At 70.4% G+C, this 18,771-nt stretch carries 14 protein-coding genes; 10 read left to right on the top strand and 4 right to left on the bottom strand.

Translation table 11 applies throughout. The features are described from left to right. Nucleotides 1-655: 655 nt before the first annotated feature. Together arsC and BpN12_RS14530 are read left to right on the top strand one after the other, a co-directional pair. Complete coding sequence (gene arsC / locus BpN12_RS14535; protein WP_246793254.1) at nucleotides 656-1,012, top strand: arsenate reductase (glutaredoxin); 357 nt, start codon at nucleotides 656-658, stop codon at nucleotides 1,010-1,012. Between the two features lie 415 nt (nucleotides 1,013-1,427). After that, on the top strand, nucleotides 1,428-1,988 hold the full coding sequence (locus BpN12_RS14530; protein WP_246793253.1) for an NADPH-dependent FMN reductase: 561 nt from the start codon (nucleotides 1,428-1,430) through the stop codon (nucleotides 1,986-1,988). Nucleotides 1,989-2,075: 87 nt separating this feature from the next. Here BpN12_RS14530 and BpN12_RS14525 read toward each other — a convergent pair whose 3' ends face one another. Both BpN12_RS14525 and BpN12_RS14520 read right to left on the bottom strand, forming a co-directional pair. Beyond that, complete coding sequence (locus tag BpN12_RS14525) at nucleotides 2,076-4,367, bottom strand: hybrid sensor histidine kinase/response regulator (protein ID WP_246793252.1); 2,292 nt, start codon at nucleotides 4,365-4,367, stop codon at nucleotides 2,076-2,078. Between the two features lie 238 nt (nucleotides 4,368-4,605). Beyond that, complete coding sequence (locus tag BpN12_RS14520) at nucleotides 4,606-5,532, bottom strand: alpha/beta fold hydrolase (RefSeq protein ID WP_246793251.1); 927 nt, start codon at nucleotides 5,530-5,532, stop codon at nucleotides 4,606-4,608. A gap of 407 nt (nucleotides 5,533-5,939) precedes the next feature. Between BpN12_RS14520 and BpN12_RS14515 the strand changes: the two genes are divergently transcribed. The 8 genes from BpN12_RS14515 (at nucleotide 5,940) to BpN12_RS14480 (ending at nucleotide 14,661) form a co-directional block, all read left to right on the top strand. Then, entirely contained in the window at nucleotides 5,940-6,272 is a 333-nt protein-coding gene (locus BpN12_RS14515; RefSeq protein ID WP_198256277.1) for a hypothetical protein, read from the top strand. Nucleotides 6,273-6,462: 190 nt separating this feature from the next. Beyond that, the gene (gene hpnD, locus BpN12_RS14510) at nucleotides 6,463-7,311 is read left to right on the top strand and encodes a presqualene diphosphate synthase HpnD (protein WP_246794729.1); all 849 of its coding nucleotides are present in this window, start codon (nucleotides 6,463-6,465) and stop codon (nucleotides 7,309-7,311) included. A 674-nt stretch (nucleotides 7,312-7,985) separates the two neighbouring features. Further along, complete coding sequence (gene shc, locus BpN12_RS14505; protein WP_425306317.1) at nucleotides 7,986-10,193, top strand: squalene--hopene cyclase; 2,208 nt, start codon at nucleotides 7,986-7,988, stop codon at nucleotides 10,191-10,193. 6 nt (nucleotides 10,194-10,199) lie between these two features. Then, nucleotides 10,200-10,901, top strand: coding sequence for a phosphorylase (locus tag BpN12_RS14500; protein ID WP_246794727.1), 702 nt, complete (start codon nucleotides 10,200-10,202; stop codon nucleotides 10,899-10,901). A gap of 191 nt (nucleotides 10,902-11,092) precedes the next feature. Then, nucleotides 11,093-11,491, top strand: coding sequence for a hypothetical protein (locus BpN12_RS14495; RefSeq protein ID WP_246793250.1), 399 nt, complete (start codon nucleotides 11,093-11,095; stop codon nucleotides 11,489-11,491). Then, the gene (locus BpN12_RS14490; RefSeq protein WP_246793249.1) at nucleotides 11,488-12,522 is read left to right on the top strand and encodes a C45 family autoproteolytic acyltransferase/hydrolase; all 1,035 of its coding nucleotides are present in this window, start codon (nucleotides 11,488-11,490) and stop codon (nucleotides 12,520-12,522) included. The genes BpN12_RS14495 and BpN12_RS14490 overlap by 4 nt, the downstream gene beginning before the upstream one ends. A gap of 88 nt (nucleotides 12,523-12,610) precedes the next feature. Next, on the top strand, nucleotides 12,611-13,957 hold the full coding sequence (locus BpN12_RS14485) for an aspartate aminotransferase family protein (RefSeq protein ID WP_246793248.1): 1,347 nt from the start codon (nucleotides 12,611-12,613) through the stop codon (nucleotides 13,955-13,957). 140 nt (nucleotides 13,958-14,097) lie between these two features. Then, nucleotides 14,098-14,661 (top strand): carboxymuconolactone decarboxylase family protein, encoded by a 564-nt coding sequence (locus BpN12_RS14480; RefSeq protein ID WP_246793247.1) that lies wholly within the window; start codon nucleotides 14,098-14,100, stop codon nucleotides 14,659-14,661. 208 nt (nucleotides 14,662-14,869) lie between these two features. Here BpN12_RS14480 and BpN12_RS14475 read toward each other — a convergent pair whose 3' ends face one another. Both BpN12_RS14475 and hpnN read right to left on the bottom strand, forming a co-directional pair. Then, complete coding sequence (locus BpN12_RS14475) at nucleotides 14,870-15,856, bottom strand: MlaA family lipoprotein (protein WP_246793246.1); 987 nt, start codon at nucleotides 15,854-15,856, stop codon at nucleotides 14,870-14,872. Then, nucleotides 15,849-18,479 (bottom strand): hopanoid transporter HpnN, encoded by a 2,631-nt coding sequence (hpnN, locus tag BpN12_RS14470; RefSeq protein WP_246793245.1) that lies wholly within the window; start codon nucleotides 18,477-18,479, stop codon nucleotides 15,849-15,851. The genes BpN12_RS14475 and hpnN overlap by 8 nt, the downstream gene beginning before the upstream one ends. Nucleotides 18,480-18,771 lie beyond the last annotated feature (292 nt).

Genomic DNA, 18,771 nt, shown 5'->3' with positions numbered 1-18,771 from the left:
GTTTATGCGCATAAAGCGGGTGGGTGGCTATTCGGCAGTGCGCGAGACTGAAATCGTGGTGGCGATTTTGTGCGCATCAGTGGATGCCGGTCCCTGGTTGGAGCCGAGGGAGATACAGACGACATATCTCTTCCGAAGCGAGGTATATCGAGATACGGTCGTGTGCGATCGGCCTTCGCTGCGGCCTAAAGTTGGCAGGACTCTGTTGCTCAGTGCCCTCGAACGACGCGCCACTTACGATGGGGCGCCGCCGGTTTATGCGCATAAACTGCCCCCGCTACCCGCTACCCGCTACCCGCTACCCGCTACCCGCTACCCGCTACCCGCTACCCGCTACCCGCTACCCGCTACCCGCGCGTCCGCCCTTCGTTATCCAAGGGCGCAGCTCGGCGGCATGGATGTCTCATGAGCGCTCTGATCAAGGCGAACAAACCGCACTGGGGTACGCCATACAGCTCTCGTGGACGCGCTTCCTCTCCCCTGCCGTCGTCTCTCCCTCTTCATTCTCACGGATCGCCGCCTGTTCGCTTCTCGCCACCAAGCAAGTAGCTGGCACAAAGCACGACATCTCCCCAGCCCGTCCCGCACGACGCAATCGCGACCCATCGCTACAATAACCAACCTCCCCTATCCACCAAGACGCCCCACATCCCGAATGATCACGATCTACCACAATCCCCGTTGCTCGAAGTCTCGCGAAACACTGGCATTGCTTGATTCGTTGAATACTGCCGGCGAGCCAGTGCAGGTCGTCGAATACCTGAAGACGCCGCTGACAGTCACCGAACTGAAGGCGCTGCATCACCAGCTCGATCGCCCGTTGCGCGACATGATTCGTGACAACGAAGCACCGTTCAAGGAACTGGGCCTCGGCGGCGCAGACGTCGACGACGAGGCGCTCTACGAGGCCATAGTCGCGCACCCGATTCTGTTGCAACGGCCGATCGTCGTCCGCGGTGGCAAGGCGGCGATCGGTCGTCCGCCGGAGGCAGTCAGCGTGCTGTTTGAGTAACCGATATAACTGTTATTTTTCGAATAAAATTAAATGAAAATCGCCGATGGCATCGCTGCCGTCGACGCTTTCATTGTTTTACCCCCAGCCGCTCACGCCTCACCCCACCACACGGCCGACAGAAAACGCGAAACCCCGCGCACGGCGCCACCTTTGTCACGTTCTCCAGTCAGGCTTGTGCGCTATGCTGTCCGGGCGCGCGGCGGTCCGTCGATTCGATGCCGGCCCACTTTGGGTTATCCCCCGGCCCGCGCGAAACGCAAAGTTATCCACAGTTTCTGTGGAAAACCTTGTGGAAAGTCTGCCCGGATCGCCCGTATGGCAGGACTTGCACTGGCCTGCCCGCAAATGGGCCGTTGCCGTTCGTCCGTGAACGAATGCGGCCTCATTCCCAATCGAGCGGAAGGAGAATGTGATGACATACCGCATTGCCGTGGTCGTCGGCAGTCTGCGACGCGAGTCGTTCAACCGTGCCCTGGCCAAGGCCGTGATGTCGCTGGCCCCCGAAGATTTCGCGTTCGAGTTCGCCGAGATCGGCGCGCTCCCGCTGTATAGCCAGGACTACGATTCGGCGTTCCCCGCCGAGGCGAGTGCCTTCAAGAAGCAGATCGAGGCAGCGCAGGGCCTGCTGTTCGTCACGCCGGAATACAACCGCTCGATGCCGGGCGTGCTGAAGAACGCGCTGGACTGGGCCTCGCGCCCGTGGGGCAGCAATTCGTGGGGCGGCAAGCCGGGCGCCGTGATCGGCACCTCGGTGGGCGCCATCGGCACTGCGCTGGCCCAGCAGCATCTGCGCAACGTGCTGTCCTATCTCGACGTCGCGACGCTCGCGCAGCCGGAAATCTTCATCAAGCACGACGAAGGCCGCATCGACGCGGAAGGCAAGATCGTCAGCGACGACACGCGCAAGTTCCTGCAGTCGTTCGTCGATCGCTACGCGGACTGGGTGCGTCGCCACGCATCGGCCGCGGCCTGAGCGTTCACACCCGCCACGCCACGGGGGCGCCGTGAGTCACGCACGGCGCGCGTGACGCCCCGGCCCGCCGGCGGCGGCCCCCCGATCTCAAGTCCGCGTGGTCCGGCGCACGTCACGCGCCTCGCGGATCGCATGCAGCATCTCGTCAAGCAGACCGATGTCGAACGGCTTCGACAGCACGCGCGCGTTCACGCGCCGCGTGCGGTCGAGCTCCTCCGCGTAACCGGTGACGAGAATCACGGGCAGCAGCGCGCCGGGGCGGCACTCGATCGTCTCGGCCAGGTCGATGCCGTTCAGCTTGCCCGGCATGTGGATGTCGGAAATCACGAGGTCGTAGGGGCGCATCTCGTCGTCGGGCGCGACGGGCGCGTTCAGCAGTGCGAGCGCGTCGTCGGCGTTGGCCGCGTAGGTGACGCGATGGCCGAGCAGCGCGAGCAGCGCCTCGGTGCCGGCGGCCACGTCGCCGTTGTCCTCCACCAGCAAAATGCGCAGCCCTTCCTGGGGGACGTCCGTTTCCGGCGCCTTGCTGCGCGGCACGGCCGGCGGTGACGGCGCCGGGTCGGTCGCCTTCGCGCGCGGCAGATAGAGCCGTACCGTGGTTCCCTCCCCTTCCACGCTGTCGATCGTCGCGATGCCGCCCGAGCGCTCGCAGAACGCGAACACCTGCGGCAGCCCGAGGCCCGTGCCCATGCCCTTCGGCTTGGTGGTGAAGAGCGGCTCGAACGCGTGCGCGAGCACCTCCGGCGGCATGCCGCTGCCGGTGTCCGACAGCGTGATGCAGACGTAGTCGCCCGTCAGCGGAAAGCCATCCTCGCGGCGGAACGTGATGTTCTGCGCGTCGATCGTGAAGCGCCCGCCGGTCGGCATCGCGTCGCGCGCGTTCACCGACAGGTTGATCACGGCCAGCTCGAGTTCGGCGATGTCGACGCGGATCGGCCAGATGTCGGGCGGCATCTCGATGACGAGCGACGACTTCGAACTCAGCGACGTCTTCAGCAATTCGCGGCACGACGAACCGAGCCATTGCGGCACGTCGATCGTCTCGCTGCGCAGCGGCTGCTTGCGCGCCACGCCGAGCAGCTGGCGCGTCAGCGACTGGCCGTTCTTCAGCGCGCGCTCGACGGCGGTCAGCTCGGTGTCGAGATGCTCGGCGCCGCGCCGGCGGACGATCTGGATGTTGCTCGAGATGATCATCAGCAGGTTGTTGAAATCGTGCGCGACGCTGCCCACCAGGTTGCCGAGCGCTTCCATTTTGCGCGACTGCCGGTAGGCGGATTCGATCGAGCGGCGCATCGAGGCCTCGGCCTGCCAGCGGTCCCAGGCTTCCTCTTCCACGCGCAGCCGCTTCAGCGACAGCCAGATCACGCACCAGAGCGCGAACGACGGTGCGAACATCGACACGAACAGCACGCTCAGGTGCTCGTACCAGGCCTGCCAGATCGCGGACGCGCGATACGCGCAGGTGACGTACACGGGATACGAGCCGACCTGCCGGTACGCGACGATCTCGGTCATGCCGTCATGCTGGACGCGCGAGATGCCGGCGTGTGAATTCGAGGCACGCGCGTTGACGAACGGCGCGACGCGCTCGTCGAGCTTCTCGTCGCCACTGTCGGGCGGCGGCGGGTAGGCGGCCAGCACGGCGCCGTCGCTGCGCGTGAGCGCCATCGTCATCGGCGAGCGCTCGCCGCCGAGCAGCTCGCGGTAGAACGCGTTGAAGTACGAGGATTTCAGCGCGATCGACACCATCCCGGCGAAGCTGCCGTCGCTGTGCCGGCGCGCGACGCCGGTGTTGAACACGAGGCTCGGCGTGGTCGAGCGCAGCGGGCCGCGCATCGGCCGCGAGATGTGCTCGATCACCTTGTCGTCGCGGATGCCGATGAAGTCGTCGCGGTTCGCGATCGATGCGTAGGGCGCCGGGTAATAGAGGCTGTTGGCGAGCAGCATCCCGCTCGCGCCGAAGATCGACACCGCCGCCACCTGCGGATAGCCGCCGCCGATCGTGTTCAGCGTGTCGTGGATGTCGGCTTCCGCGTTGCGCACGGCCTGATCGTCGAGGTCCTGGACCAGGTCGACGATGCGCGCGTCGAGCGTCTCGGTCAGGTCGAACACCTTCAGCGCATGTTCCTCGGCCACGCGCACGGTGCGCATCGTCACGTCGCGCGCGGTGGCCTCGCGCGCGCGCAGGTCGTTGTAGGCCATCACGGCGACGTAGACGCAGGGCAGCACGATCGCGGCGGCAAGCAGCACGATCAGCGTGATCCGGCGGACCGCGAAGTCGTGTTCGGGCGCGCCCGACGCAAACGGCGCGTCGTCGTCGTCCTGCCAGTCCGCGGAGGCGGACGAGGGGCGTGATGCGTCAGGCCGGTCAGACTTCATGGTGAAGATGCGAGACTGCGTGTGGTGGTGGCGTTGCTTGATCGTCATCATAAACGACTCGCGAGGCGCCACCTCCCGCCTCGCGCGCGTTTGCGCATCATTCGCGCGTCACGGGCATCTCGTCGGCGGATTATCGGCGGATTATCGGCGGGTCGCCCACGGATCGTCTGCCGATTGGCGCCGCCGCCGCGCCGCGCGCGCCGCAGGCGAGACCGCAAGGCGACGGTTCATGCGCGGTTCATTCGAGGCTCACTGCCGGTTCGCCGGAGGCGCGCGCGATCGCGACGAGTTGCTCGGCCAGCGCCTCCGGTTGCGACAGGTAGGGCGAATGGCTGCTCTCGAGCCGATGCACGCGGGTCGGCCGCTGCGGCACGAACGCGTCGGCCTCGGCGATGAAGCGCCGCTGCAGCGCGGGCAGCAGCACACGGTCGTTCGTGCACGCCACGTAGTGCCGCTCGATCGATCCCCAGCGCTGCGGCGTGATCGCGATCGGCGCGGCGAACGGCGCCGGCGGCAGGTCCGACGACATCAGGCGGATCGCGGCCCGGAACGTCGCGTCGTCCACATCCTCGAACAGCGCCTGCCTCAGCATCGCGAGATAGCCGGCGTCGCGGCTGGCGGGGTTGATGCGCAGCGCGCCGACGGCGCGCGGGCTCGCGCACATCAGCGCGGCCAGCGCCTCGCCCTGATTCTCCGGCGCTCGCACGTAATCGAGGCCGGCCGCGCCGGAGGCCGGCATGAACGCGGCGAGATAGACGAGCTTCGCGATCCGCTCCGGCGCGCGCTCGGCCGCCGCGGTGATCGCGAGGCCGCCCATGCTGTGGCCCACCAGCACCACGCGCTCGTGGCCAAGGGCGCGCGCCTCGTCGATCGTGCGCAGCACGCTGTCGGTGTAGTCGTCGAGCGTTGTCGCGGAGACGGGCGACGGCTCATGGGCCAGCGCCGTGGCGTGCGCCGGGTCGCCGAACGCCGCCGGATAGCGGGCGTCGAGCCCGTGCGCGGGCAGGTCGCGCGCGAGGCTTGGATGGCCGCGCGTGGCCAGCGCCGCGCCGAGCCGCTGGTAGGCCCAGGCGCCGTGCCAGGCGCCATGCACGAGCACGAACGGCAGGCGCACGGCCGGGGCGTGGGCGTGACGGGCAGGCGCTTCGGTCTCGGAACGGGCCACGGTGTCTCTCCAGATTGAATAATGGGCGGACCTCGCCGCCGCGTGCGGCGGGTCCGGTGCCCCGATGGTGCCAGAGCGCATCGGGCCACGGCAAATCCGGGGAATCCCAGGCAGTGTGAGCCCCCACTATCAAACAATGCAGGACGAAGCGGTGCTACCCGGCGCATGCCGCGCGTTCCATGGCGCGCGTGGCCACGATTTCTTCGCGATCGGCAAGCGCTGATGCCATGCCGCGACGATCGGTCCACGGCGAACCCGGAGCCGCCCGCGCCGCCGCCGTGGCGCCAAGCTGACGGGCCCGTCGCGGCGAAACTGTTACGGGCGCGCCACAGCATGCCGTCTTCCCTATTCCATTCAGCCGGGTTCTCGCGCTAATTTTCGATATTCGCCCCTCATGACCGCGCCTCATGAATTCCGACTATCTGTTCTATCGCCGCCCACCGACGCCCGGCCCCTATTCGCTCGACGACCTCGGCGAGGTCGCGCCGTCGATCGCGCCCGGCGACGAGATTCGCGATGCGATCGGCCGCGTGATCGCCGATCTCGCCTGGCGCGAATCGGAGGACGTGCCCGGCGCCTGGTTCGGTGAGGGCGTGGCGAGTTTTCATCTCACCGTCGAGAGCGACGGCCACGTCACGAGCTTCATGGGCTCGCGCCTGGAGCGCCGCCAGGTACTGCAGCTGGCGCGCGCGCTGGGCCTGATTGCGCTCGATCTGCAACGCGACGTCGTATTCGCGTAAGTTGCCGGTTCTGCGGGGCCGGGCGGCGGCAATCGCCGGCAAACATTGCTATACTTCGGCCCATTTCCGGCCATCCCCCGGTCAATCAAGCCTGTCTGCGCGCATCGTTCGCGCATCCTGCACGCAATTCCATCCCCCGCCGGGCATGGCTACTTCCATCGCCCGCGAGGGCGTCTTAGCGGAGCTCGTCTTGACCGTTTCTCATCCCGTCGTGGACGAAACCCAAACCGATGCCGCTGCCGCTACCTCGGGCAGCTCGTTCTATCACGCGATGCGGATCCTGCCGGCCCCGCAGCGCGAGGCCATGTTCCAGGTGTATGCGTTCTGCCGCGCCGTCGACGACATCGCCGACGAGGGCGGCACGCGCGAGGAACGCGCGGCGGGGCTCGACCGCTGGCGCGCCGACATCGACGCCTGCTTCGCCGGCCAGCCGCGCGCCTCGCTCGTGCCGCTGACGCGGGAAATCCGTCAGTTCGGCCTGAAGCGCGAGGATTTCCACGACATGATCGACGGCATGGCGATGGATGCGGCCGAGGATATCTGCGCGCCCGACGAAGCCACGCTCGATCGGTATTGCGATCGCGTCGCGAGTTCGGCCGGGCGGCTGTCGGTGAGGATTTTCGGGATGCCGGAGGCGCCCGGCGTCGAGCTGGCGCACCATCTCGGCCGCGCGCTGCAATTGACCAACATCCTGCGCGACATCGACGAAGACGCCGACATCCGGCGCTGCTACCTGCCGCGCGAGCTGCTCGAGCGCGAAGGCATCCCGCTCGGCGATCCGCATGCGATCGCTCGGCATCCGGCGCTGCCGCGCGTGTGCGCGACGCTCGCCGAGCGCGCGCTCGCGCATTTCGCGCAGGCCGACCGCGTGATGGACGGCGCGGCACGCGCCCAGGTGCGCGCACCGCGCATCATGTCGGGCGCTTACCGCTGCATCCTCGAGGCGGCGCTGGCCCGTGGCTTCGCGGCGCCGCGCCAGCCGCTGCGCAAGCCGCGCCTGCGCATGCTGCTGATCGCGTTGCGCTACGCGTTTTTCTGATTCGATGTGGACCATCGACCGGGCGATCGGCGGATCGCCCGTCGCGCCGTTGGGTTGCCGGCCCGACCGCGCTCAGGCGAGGTACTTCGACGTGAGTACACGCTTCGGCCGGATGCCGTATTGCTCGTATGGGGCGATGCGTGGCTCCGATCTGCCGGCCGGGGTTCGCGCGGACGTGTCCGTGGCGGGCCGCCGGCACTCGAAACGCCCGGCCGCGCCTGCCCGCGGACCGGATCCGCTGTGCGCGGGCAACGGGGCCGCCGCCCTGCCCGCGTCGATCGACGGGGCGTGCCGCTGAGCGATACCGCACGCGCCGCATGACAAGAGAGGGACCGATGAACGATCTCACCAATTCGAGCGCGCCGGACGACGCGACGCCGCCCGCTGCCGGGGCCACGCCCGTGGAAGCGGCGGCCGGCTCGATCGCGCCGGCGCGTGCCGCCGAACCGGTTGCCGGGCAGACGTCTGGTGTCGCGGCGGATGCTGCGGATACCGGCGCCGTAAATGCGACGCCGCCCGCCGCGCTTTCCGCCGATGTTGAAACGGCATCGACTGTCGATACACCCGCAGCCGGCCGCGCGTCCGCGGCCGCGACGCCCGCCGTCGATGCATCCGTTACGCCGGTCTCGGCCGGTGCGGCACCGATCGACGCGGCTGCCGCTACTGGCGCTTCCGTGGCGGCGGAGCTGGCCGGCGCGACGCCTGCCGCCGGCGCATCTGCCGTACCGACCGAGGCCGGCGCGGTACCGACCGAGGCGCCGGCCGTTGGCGCGTCCGCCACGTCGACCTCGTCCGGCGCGGCATCGATCGACGCGGTCGTCGTCGGCGCGACGGCCGCCGCCGCCGCAGCAGCGGCGACCTCGGCCGACACCGCGTCCACTACCGGCGCCGCCGTCGCACCGACACCGTCCGGCACGGCACCGACCGATGCGCCCACCCTCGCGCCCGCCGACCTCGACGCGGCCGTCGCGCGCGCGACCGACGCGCTGCTCGCCGCGCAGCAACCGGACGGCCACTGGGTCTACGAGCTGGAAGCCGATTCGACGATCCCGGCCGAATACGTGCTGCTGGTCCATTACCTCGGCGAGACGCCGAACCTCGAGCTCGAACGCAAGATCGCGCGCTACCTGCGCCGCGTGCAGCTGCCGGGCGGCGGCTGGCCGCTGTTCACCGACGGCGCGCCCGACGTCAGTGCGAGCGTGAAGGCCTACTTCGCGCTGAAGATGATCGGCGACGACGCCGACGCCGAGCACATGGTCCGCGCGCGCAACGCGATCCACGCGATGGGCGGCGCGGAGATGTCGAACGTGTTCACGCGCATCCAGCTCGCGCTGTTCGGCGTGGTGCCGTGGTTCGCGGTGCCGATGATGCCGGTCGAGATCATGCTGCTGCCGCAGTGGTTCCCGTTCCACCTCTCGAAGGTGTCGTACTGGGCGCGCACGGTGACCGTGCCGCTGCTGGTGCTGAACGCGAAGCGTCCGCTCGCGAAGAATCCGCGCGGCGTGCGCGTGGACGAGCTGTTCGTCGCCCCGCCCGTGAACGCGGGCCTGCTGCCGCGCGCGGGCCACCAGAGCCCCGCCTGGTTCGCCTGCTTCCGCGTGCTCGACGGCCTGCTGCGCCTGACCGACGGCCTGTTCCCGCGCTACACGCGCGAACGCGCGATCCGCCAGGCCGTGCAGTTCGTCGATGAACGCCTGAACGGCGAGGACGGCCTCGGCGCGATCTATCCAGCGATGGCGAACTCGGTGATGATGTACGCCGCGCTCGGCTATCCCGAGGATCATCCGAACCGCGCGATCGCGCGCCGCTCGCTCGAAAAGCTGCTGGTGATCCACGACGACGAGACCGACGAGGCCTATTGCCAGCCGTGCCTGTCGCCGGTCTGGGACACCTCGCTGGCGGCCCACGCGCTGCTCGAGACGGGCGAGCCGCGCGCCGAGGCGGCCGCGATCCGCGGCCTCGACTGGCTGCGCCCGCTGCAGATCCTCGACGTGCGCGGCGACTGGATCTCGCGCCGCCCCGACGTGCGGCCCGGCGGCTGGGCGTTCCAGTACGCGAACCCGCACTACCCCGACGTGGACGACACGGCCGTGGTCGCACTCGCGATGGATCGCGTGGCGAAGCTCGAGAACACCGACGTCTACCGCGACGCGATCGCGCGCGCGCGCGAATGGGTGGTGGGCATGCAGAGCAGCGACGGCGGCTGGGGCGCGTTCGAGCCCGAGAACACGCACCATTACCTGAACAGCATCCCGTTCTCCGATCACGGCGCGCTGCTCGATCCGCCCACCGCCGACGTGTCGGGCCGCTGCCTGTCGATGCTCGCGCAGCTCGGCGAGACCACCGGCAACAGCCCGCCGGCCCGCTACGCGCTCGACTACCTGCTCGCCGAGCAGGAGCCGGACGGCAGCTGGTACGGCCGCTGGGGCATGAACTACATCTACGGCACCTGGAGCGCGCTCGGCGCGCTGAACGCGGCCGGCCTGCCGTTCGACGATCCGCGCGTGAAGCGCGCCGCGCAGTGGCTGCTGTCGATCCAGAACCCGGATGGCGGCTGGGGCGAGGACGGCAACAGCTACAAGCTCGACTATCGCGGCTACGAGCGCGCGACCAGCACCGCGTCGCAGACGGCCTGGGCGCTGCTCGGCCTGATGGCGGCGGGCGAGGTCGAGCATCCGGCGGTGGCGCGCGGCATCGCCTGGCTCGCGGCCGAACAGCGCGAGCACGGCCTCTGGGACGAGACGCGCTTCACCGCCACCGGTTTCCCGCGCGTGTTCTATCTGCGCTACCACGGCTATCGCAAGTTCTTCCCGCTGTGGGCGCTCGCGCGCTACCGCAACCTGCGGCGCAGCGGCACGCGGCGCGTGACGGTGGGGATGTAAATGCTGATGGCCACCACCACCACGCGCTCGCCCGTGATCGCCGTCAGCGGCATGGCGTTCGAGGCGAAGATCGCGGCCGGCGACGGTGTCGAAACCGTGTTCGCCGCGCGCGCGGACCGGCTCGAACGCGCGCTGTCCGAAGCGGTGGCGCGCGGCTGCGCCGGCATCGTCAGCTTCGGCACGGCGGGCGGCCTCGCGCCCGATCTCGCGCCGGGCACGCTGATCGTCGCCGACGCGATCGATGGCCCGTTCGGCGAGGTCGTGACCGATGCGGCCTGGAACCGCCGGCTGGTCGCCGCGCTGCGCGGCACGCCGCTCGCCGCGAGCATGCGGCGCGGCCGGCTCGCGGCGGTCGGCGCGCCGGTCGTCGACGCGCAGCAGAAAGCGGTGCTGCATGCGCGCCACGGCGCGCTCGCGGTCGACATGGAATCGCACATCGCGGCGGCCTTCGCGGCGGCGCGCGGCGTGCCGTTCGCCGTCTGCCGCGCGATCGTCGATCCGTCGTGGCGCACGCTGCCGCCGGCCGCCACGGCCGGCCTGCGCGACGACGGCAGCACCGCGATCGTGCCGATCCTGCGCGAACTCGCGAAGCAGCCGTCGCAGCTCGGCGCGCTGCTGAAGCTGGCCGGCGACGCGCGCGCCGCGAGGGCGACGCTGATCCAGGCGCGCCACGCGTTCGAACGCGAAGGCGCCTGGCGCGGCCTGTGAGCCGTCGCCGACGGGCCGCGGCCGTCTATCTTTCGAGTCGCGCGCGCGCCGTGCCTTCGCGGCGGCGCGCGGCGACCAGCAGCGCCGCCGTCGGGTTCGCGGCTCGGCGCCCATCCGCCTGATTCCCGCTGATTCCCGCTGGATCCCGCCTGATTCCGCCTGATTCCGCTTCCCGCCCGACCGGAGGCCGCATGCGTTTCCGCGACAGCGTCGTGTCCCGCGCCGGTCGCTATGCGCTCGGCATCGACATGGTGTCGGGCCGCCCCTCCCGGTCGATTCCGGCGGCGAACCGGCTCGTCGATTACGGCGAGCATCACCCGCTCTCGCCGCACGCAGCCGAGCAGTTCGCGCGCGAGCCCGAGGCGGCCCGTCGTTTCGCCGACGTGTCGCGCGCGGCAGCACGACGATCGCCTGCTGATGCCGCCGGGGGCGCGACCGCGGCACCGCCGTCCAGCGCGATGTCCCTCTCCCCCGTTTTTTCATCGGTCCACCCCACCCGCCGCGGTGATGTCGTCATGTTCGCCATGACAACAAATGTTGTTGTGAATATAATTAGAGAATCGTATGTTGTGAAACAGGATTCCCGATGAAAGCACTTCAACCCGTGGTCGTCGCCGGCTCCGCGCACGAGATCGGGCACCGGCTCGGCGAACTCGCGCGTCCCGTGATGGCCGCGTACACGGCGCAGAGCGGCGCGTGGCGGGCGGTGATGGCGCGCCGCGGCGGCCCGCTGCTGGCCGCGCTGCGGCGCGAAGCCGAGGCCGCGTTCCCCGAGTTCGTCGCCGAGATCGACGGCATGGCCGCCGGGCTCGGCCTGGACGCCGCCGACCTGTTCGCCTGGAACTGCCGCGGCGAGCTGCTGAACCGCAGCGGCGACGGCTGCACCACGGTGGCCGCCAGCACGCCGCATGCGCAGCGCATCGTCCACAACGAGGACGGCGATCCGTTCCTGCTCGACCGCTGCCTGCTGCTGGACGTGCGGCCCGAGCACGGCCCCGGCTTCGTGAGCTTCTACTATCCGGGCTCGCTGCCGGGCCACACGTTCGCGGTCAATCGCGCGGGCCTGGTGCAGACCATCAACAACGTGCGGATCACGGCGCCGGCGCCGGGTGTGCCGCGCATGGTGCTGGCACGCGCGGTGCTCGCGGCGACCTCGCTCGACGCGGCGCTCGCGATCCTGCGCGAGCCGCCGCGCGCGAGCGGCTTTCACCACATGCTCGGCCGTGCCGGCGAGGCGCGCGTCCACAGCGTCGAGGCGAGCGTGGCGCGCACCTCGGTGCTGACGGTCGAGGGCGTCTACGGCCACGCGAACCATCTCGTCCATCCGGGGCCGTGCGTCGACGCCGACGCGCAGATCGTGACGACGTCCTCGCGCGACCGGCAGGCCCGGCTCGCCGCGCTGCTGCCCGCGCTCGACGAGCCGGGCGTCGACGCGCTCGCGGGCGTGCTGGCCGATCGCGGCGGCCCCGGCCTGCCGATCTTTCGCGACGACCCGGCCGATCCCGACGACGAGAACACGCTCGCCACCGCGTCGTTCGAGATCGACGCGCATGGTGTCGATGTCGTGATCCGGCGCGACGGGCAGCGCGGCTTCGCGATGCGCGTGGCGCGCGAGCCGTGATCCGCACGCTCCAATCGATCCAAACGAACCCTGCGAACCTCGCGCTTCGCATCGAAGCGGCCCCTCTTCCAGCACCAGGAACCAACCCATGACCACGGTATTTCACCGCGCCCCGCGCGCGAGCCTGCCCGTCGCGGTGGCGGGCGACGGCATCGAGCTGATCGACGCCGACGGCAAACGCTATCTCGACGCCTGCGGCGGCGCGGCCGTCTCGTGCCTCGGCCACAGCCACGCGCGCGTGATCGCGGCGATCGAACGGCAGGCGCGGCAGCTGCCCTACGCGCACACCTCGTTCTTCACGACGCAGGTGGCCGAGGAACTGGCCGACCGGCTCGTCGCGGCGGCGCCGGACGGGCTCGGCCACGTCTATTTCGTGTCGGGCGGCTCGGAGGCGATCGAGGCCGCGCTGAAGCTCGCGCGCCAGTACTTCGTCGAGATCGGCCAGCCGGCGCGGCGGCACGTCATCGCGCGCCGGCAGAGCTATCACGGCAACACGCTCGGCGCGCTCGCGATCGGCGGCAACGCGTGGCGGCGCGAGCCGTTCCTGCCGCTGCTGATCGAATCGCATCATGTGGGCGCCTGCTACGCGTATCGCGAGCAGCGCGCGGACGAGAGCGAGGAGGCGTTCGCGCAGCGGCTCGCCGACGAACTCGAGGCGAAGATTCTCGAACTCGGCCCGCAGACGGTGGCCGCGTTCGTGGCGGAGACGGTGGTGGGCGCGACGGCCGGCGCGGTGCCGCCGGTGCGCGAGTATTTCCGCAAGATCCGCGCGGTCTGCGACCGGTACGGCGTGCTGCTGATCCTCGACGAGATCATGTCGGGCATGGGCCGCACCGGCTACCTGTTCGCCTGCGAGGAAGACGGCGTCGCGCCCGACATCGTGACGATCGCGAAGGGCCTCGGCGCCGGCTACCAGCCGATCGGCGCGATGCTGGCGAGCGAGCGCATCTACGACGCGATCGTCGGCGGCACCGGCTTCTTCCAGCACGGCCACACCTACCTCGGCCACGCGATCGCCTGCGCGGCCGCGCTCGAGGTGCAGCGCGTGATCGCCGAGGAGCACCTGCTCGACAACGTGCGCGTGCGCGGCGAACAGTTGCGCGCGCAACTACGTGAGCGCTTCGCCGATCATCCGGCCGTCGGCGACGTGCGCGGGCGCGGCCTGTTCGTCGGCGTCGAGTTCGTCGCCGATCGCGAGAGCAAGGCGCCGTTCGATCCGTCGCATCGCCTGCACGCGGCGCTGCGGCGCGAGGCGATGGCGCGCGGGCTGATGGTCTACCCGATGGGCGGCACGATCGACGGACGGCGCGGCGACCACGTGCTGCTCGCGCCGCCGTTCATCTGCACGGCCGCGCAGATCGAGACGATCGTCGAACGCCTCGCGCTGTCGCTCGACGCCGCGCTCGCATCGAGCGGCGCCCGGCCGGCCGCCTGACGCCCGACACCTGATACCCGCGCGCCGCGCCGTGCCGGCCGCCTTCATGAAGCCCGCGGCGCGCGTTACGATCGACGCGGCCCCTTGGCGCTCGCCGTTTCGGCGCCGGCCCGCCCGCCTTCCAAACCTGGACTCACGACATGACCTCCCGCCTTCCCTCCTTCGATCGCAGCACCGCCACCGACGCGCAGCGCGCGGTGCTCGACGAGATCCTCAGCGGCCCGCGCGGCAACCTCGACGGCCCGTTCCTCGGCTGGATCCACAGCCCGGCGCTGGCGCAGCACGCGCAGCGGCTCGGCGCGTTCTGCCGCTACGAGACCGGGCTGCCGCTGCGGCTGTCCGAACTCGCGATCCTGACCACGGCCGCGCGCTGGCGTTCGCAGGCCGAGTGGCACATCCATCATCCGATCGCGCTGCAGGCCGGCGTGCCGGCGGCGGTGGCCGAAGCGATCCGCCGCGGCGACGCGCCGGCGTTCGACGGCGGCGCCGACAGCGACGATGCGCTGGTCCATCGCTTCGCGACCGAACTCTACGAGACGCAGCGCGTGTCCGACCCGACGTTCGAGGCGGCGCGCGCGCGTTTCGGCCATCCGGTCGTGATCAACCTGGTCGGGCTGCTCGGCTATTACGCGCTGGTGGCGATGACGCTGAACGTGTTCGGGATGCGCGCGAACGGCCAGCAGACGCTGCCGTTCGCGGAGTGAGCCCGAGCTTTGCCGGAGTCCGGGTGACGAACGCATTGAAGCGCGCATCGGCGCGTGAAGCGCGGCGCGGGCGGTAACGCCCGTGCCGGCTGATGGCGGAGGAAAGGCGGGAACGCGGCGCGGACGCGGGAGCCGTGCCGGCCGGTGACGTGAAGCGCCGCCGGCGACCCGACGCGATGCGTCGCGGCTCGCTGGCGGCGTCTTGCGCTCAGTGAGCGGCCGGCGCGCTGGCCGGGGCGGCCGGCGTGACGGCGGGCACCGCCGGCGCGAGCGGCGACGACGGCGCCACGGTGGCACCGGCGCCCGAGGCGGCCCCCGCCGCTGCCGCGCCCGAAGCCGCGGCGGGCGCCGCGTCCTGGCCCGGGTCCGCGTAGTTCGGCAGCCCCTGCGGCTCGCTGTTCGTGCCGCCGGCACCGCTCGCTCCGCCCGTCTGCGCGCCCGGATCGTCGTAGTTCGGCAGGCCGCCCGGCAGCGAGTCCGAAGCACCGCCCGCCGCGCCGGCGCCGCCGATCAGCGCGCCGTGATAGGTGGCCGAGCGCCGCTGCTGCGTGTAGGCGTCGCGCACGAACGAGTACTTGTCGAGCGCGGCCTGCTGCAGCAGGTCCGAGGCGCCGAGCAGGTCGGCCCGCGCGCTGATGAACTGCGCGATGTACATCGGGTTGCGCACGGCCGGCTCGATGTAGTTGAGCAGGTTGAAGCGCACGTCCACGGCGCGGCCCACGCCGTCGCGGAACGAGCTCGGGCCGAACACCGGCAGCACCAGGTACGGGCCGGACGGCACGCCCCAGCGCGCCAGCGTCAGCCCGAAATCCTGGTGATGCTTCGGCAGGCCGGCGGCCGACGCCACGTCGAACAGCCCCGCCACGCCGAACACCGAGTTGATCACGACGCGCATCACGTCCTCGGTGGCGTCGGTCACGCGCAGCTGCAGCAGGTTGTTGGCGAAGTTGCCGAGGTCGCCGAGGTTGGAGAAGAAGCTGCTGACGGCGGTGCGCACCGGCGTGGGCGTCACCTTCTGGTAGCCGCGCGCGATCGGCACGGCGATGTGCGTGTCCACCGTGTCGTTGAACGTGAAGATGGCGCGGTTCATCGGCTCGAGCGGGTCGCCGGCCGTTTTGTTGGGGCCGGTCGCGCAACCGCCGAGCAGCAGGGCGCTGGCGGTCAGGGCGCCGGCAATGATTCGCTGTTTAGTCATTGATTTCTGGGGATTGGGGCGCGCGTGGCACGCGCGGTTTGCCCATCAGCACGGGCTGGAACACCACGGCGCCGATCAGCGTACAGGACAGGGCCAGTGCGAGCAGCTTGCCCATGCTCGCGGTACCCGGGTGATGCGATAGCCACAGGCTGCCGAACGCGGTGGCCGTGGTCGCGGCGCTGAACAGCACCGCATGCGTGAGGCTCGAATGCAGCAGGCCGGTCTGGCCGGCGCGCCATGCCATCACGAAATACACCTTGAACGCCACGCCGACGCCGAGCATCAGCGGCAGCGCGATGATGTTCGCGAAGTTCAGCGACATGCCGAACACCACGCACAGCTCGAGCGTGACGATGCCCGACACGAGCAGCGGAATCAGCGTGCGCAGCACGTCGCCGATGCGGCGCAGCGTGATCCAGAGCAGCACCGTGATGGTCAGGATCGACAGCCCGGCCGCCTGCAGGAACGCGCGAATGATGGTGTTCGCCGAATGCAGGATCGAGATCGGCCCGCCGATGGTGGCCGGTTCGGCCTGCTTCACGGTCTGCGCGAAGTGGCGCAGCATCACGTCGTCGCCGGGATCGACGCCGGGCGGCACCTTCGGCGAGATCTGCACGAGCGCGCGGCCGTCCGGTGCCACCCAGTCGCGCACCATCTGCGGCGGCAGGTTCGCGCGCGTGATCTCGTAGGGCTGCAGCAGCGAGGCGAGCTGGCCGAGCGCGATCTTCAGCGTGGTGGAGAACGCGTTCTCGGCGCGGTCGCGCGTGGCCGCGTCCGCGGCGGCGAGCTTGGCGAGCGACTGCGAGAGATGCTTCGCCTCGTCGGCGCCCGGCCCCGGGTGATCCTCCACCGCGTAGCCGAGCAGCGCCGAGGCGCGCTTGAGCGCCGCCACGCGCTGCGCATCGCTGGCGGGCGGCGCGGCGGGCTGGGTCAGCGCCGGCAGCAGATCGTCGGCGGCGGTCTTGATGGTCGCGAGCTTCTGCGGCTGGTCGGCCGGCAGGAACGACGACAGCGTGGTGGTGCGGCCCACCTCGGGCAGCTTCGCGAGCCGCGCGGCGGCCGCGTCGGCGGCGGCCAGCGACGGCGCGAGCATGTGGACGTCGTTGACCGAGGCCTCGGGCGAATCCTTCAGCGCGATCAGCGTGGCCATCGATTCGCTGTGCGGATCCTTCAGGTGCAGCGGATTGAAGTCGAAGTGCAGCCGCGTGAGCAGCGGCAGCGCGCCGATCACCACCACCAGCGTGCCGATCAGGATCGGCTTGCGGTGCCGGTCGAGGTAGTCGTCCACCGGCGCGAGGCGCGGGAAGCCGGGCGCCTTGGTCTCTCCGGGCGGATGCATCAGCTTGAGCAGCGCGGGCAGCAGCGTCATGGTGGTGAACAGCGCGACGAACATGCCCACGCCCGCGATCAGGCCCAGCTCCGACACGCCGCGGTAGGCGGTGGGCAGGAACGAGAAGAAGCTCGCGGCCACGGCTGCCGTGGCGAGCGACAGCGGCACGCCCATCGAGTGCGCGGCGCCCAGCAGCGCGTGATCGAGATTCGGATCGCGGTGCCGTTCCTCGCGGTACTTCACGCCGTACTGGATCGCGAAATCGACGCCGAGCCCGACGAACAGCACCATGAACGCGACCGAGATCATGTTCAGCGAGCCGACCATCGCGAGGCCGAGCGCGGCCGTCACGATCAGGCCGACCACCAGCGTGACGAGCACCGCGGCGATCATCCGCTTGGAGCGCAGCGCGAGCCACAGGATCACGAGCACCACCACGATCGTGCCGATGCCGTTCACGGCCGCGCCGTCCTGCACCGAGGCGAACTCCTCGTCGGCGAGCGGCTGCTCGCCGGTCAGCCGCACCACCGCGCCGAAGCGCTTGTCGAGGCCGAGCGAGGCGGCGGTGGCGCGGATCGTCTGTTCGGTCTGCTCGCCCGCCTTCAGCGCGCCGTAGTTGATCTGCGGCTCGACCGTCACGAACGCGAACGCGGGCTGCTTCGCGGCGTCGCTGTCCACCAGCGCGCGCCACGAGAACGCGGCCGGGCGGCCGGCCAATACGTCGTCGACGGTGGCGGCCGCGCGGCCGAGCAGCGCCTTCATGCCGGGCAGCGTGACCTGGCCCGTCAGCAGCGGCTGGCCGAGCGTGGTCGACAGCGTGGTGGCGAGACCCGTCACGCCGGGATCCTTCGCCAGCGTGTTGACGAGCGGGCGCGCGCTGGCCAGCTTCGAGGCGGTGCTGGCGACCTCGGCCGGCGACAGGAACAGCAGCGCGTCACGTTCGAACAGCGGGCCGCCGGCCGGCAGCGAGACCTGGCCGATGCGTCCGGCGCGCGTGTCGCGGTCGAGCGCCGCGGCGAGCGCATTGGCCGCCGCCGACGCGAATTCGGGCGCCGGCGCCTCCACCACCGCGAGGATCGTCTGGCTGCGCTGCGGGAACGCCTGGTCGATCGCATCGCCGAGCGCGGCCCATTGCGGCTCGTTGTCGAGCAGCTTGCTGACGTCGGTGTTGATCTTGAAATGCTGGACGGTGTAGACGCCGCCGAGCGCGGCGATCACGAGCGACAGGGCGACGACCAGGAGCGGGCGCCGCACGGACCAGGCAACGAGTCGGACGAATAGGGTTCTCAGCATGGGCAGGCTGGCGTGGCCCGCGATCGGGCAAAGTGGCCAAGTATACCGGCGCGGCGGTTTCCGGGGCGGCAACCCTCCCGGCGTGTCGCGGCCGCGTCGGGGCGTCCTCGAAATGGTGTCAAATCGGGTGTCAACTCGTGCCGGGCCGCGGCCTCGGCGCGGCGGCCAGCATGTCAGCGATCGGTGACAGACGTGAGCGCGTCCGGCAATCCGGTAACGACGCCGTAACAAGCGTAGCAGCGTGGGCTGCCGCGGCGCGGGCGCCGGCCCGCGCGGCTATACTGTCCTGATC

It is taken from the genome of Burkholderia perseverans (genome assembly GCF_022870505.1).
GTDB lineage: Bacteria > Pseudomonadota > Gammaproteobacteria > Burkholderiales > Burkholderiaceae > Burkholderia > Burkholderia plantarii.
Note: the sequence above shows the minus strand (reverse complement) of the source record. Positions and strands in the feature narration are given on the sequence as shown.

Excerpts from the sequence above, each read along its gene's own strand:
- arsC (WP_246793254.1), top strand. The coding sequence starts at position 656 with ATGATCACGATCTACCACAATCCCCGTTGCTCGAAGTCTCGCGAAACA.
- BpN12_RS14530 (WP_246793253.1), top strand. The coding sequence starts at position 1,428 with ATGACATACCGCATTGCCGTGGTCGTCGGCAGTCTGCGACGCGAGTCG.
- BpN12_RS14525 (WP_246793252.1), bottom strand. The coding sequence starts at position 4,367 with ATGAAGTCTGACCGGCCTGACGCATCACGCCCCTCGTCCGCCTCCGCG.
- BpN12_RS14515 (WP_198256277.1), top strand. The coding sequence starts at position 5,940 with ATGAATTCCGACTATCTGTTCTATCGCCGCCCACCGACGCCCGGCCCC.
- BpN12_RS14500 (WP_246794727.1), top strand. The coding sequence starts at position 10,200 with ATGGCCACCACCACCACGCGCTCGCCCGTGATCGCCGTCAGCGGCATG.
- BpN12_RS14495 (WP_246793250.1), top strand. The coding sequence starts at position 11,093 with ATGCGTTTCCGCGACAGCGTCGTGTCCCGCGCCGGTCGCTATGCGCTC.
- BpN12_RS14490 (WP_246793249.1), top strand. The coding sequence starts at position 11,488 with ATGAAAGCACTTCAACCCGTGGTCGTCGCCGGCTCCGCGCACGAGATC.
- BpN12_RS14485 (WP_246793248.1), top strand. The coding sequence starts at position 12,611 with ATGACCACGGTATTTCACCGCGCCCCGCGCGCGAGCCTGCCCGTCGCG.
- BpN12_RS14480 (WP_246793247.1), top strand. The coding sequence starts at position 14,098 with ATGACCTCCCGCCTTCCCTCCTTCGATCGCAGCACCGCCACCGACGCG.
- BpN12_RS14475 (WP_246793246.1), bottom strand. The coding sequence starts at position 15,856 with ATGACTAAACAGCGAATCATTGCCGGCGCCCTGACCGCCAGCGCCCTG.
- hpnN (WP_246793245.1), bottom strand. The coding sequence starts at position 18,479 with ATGCTGAGAACCCTATTCGTCCGACTCGTTGCCTGGTCCGTGCGGCGC.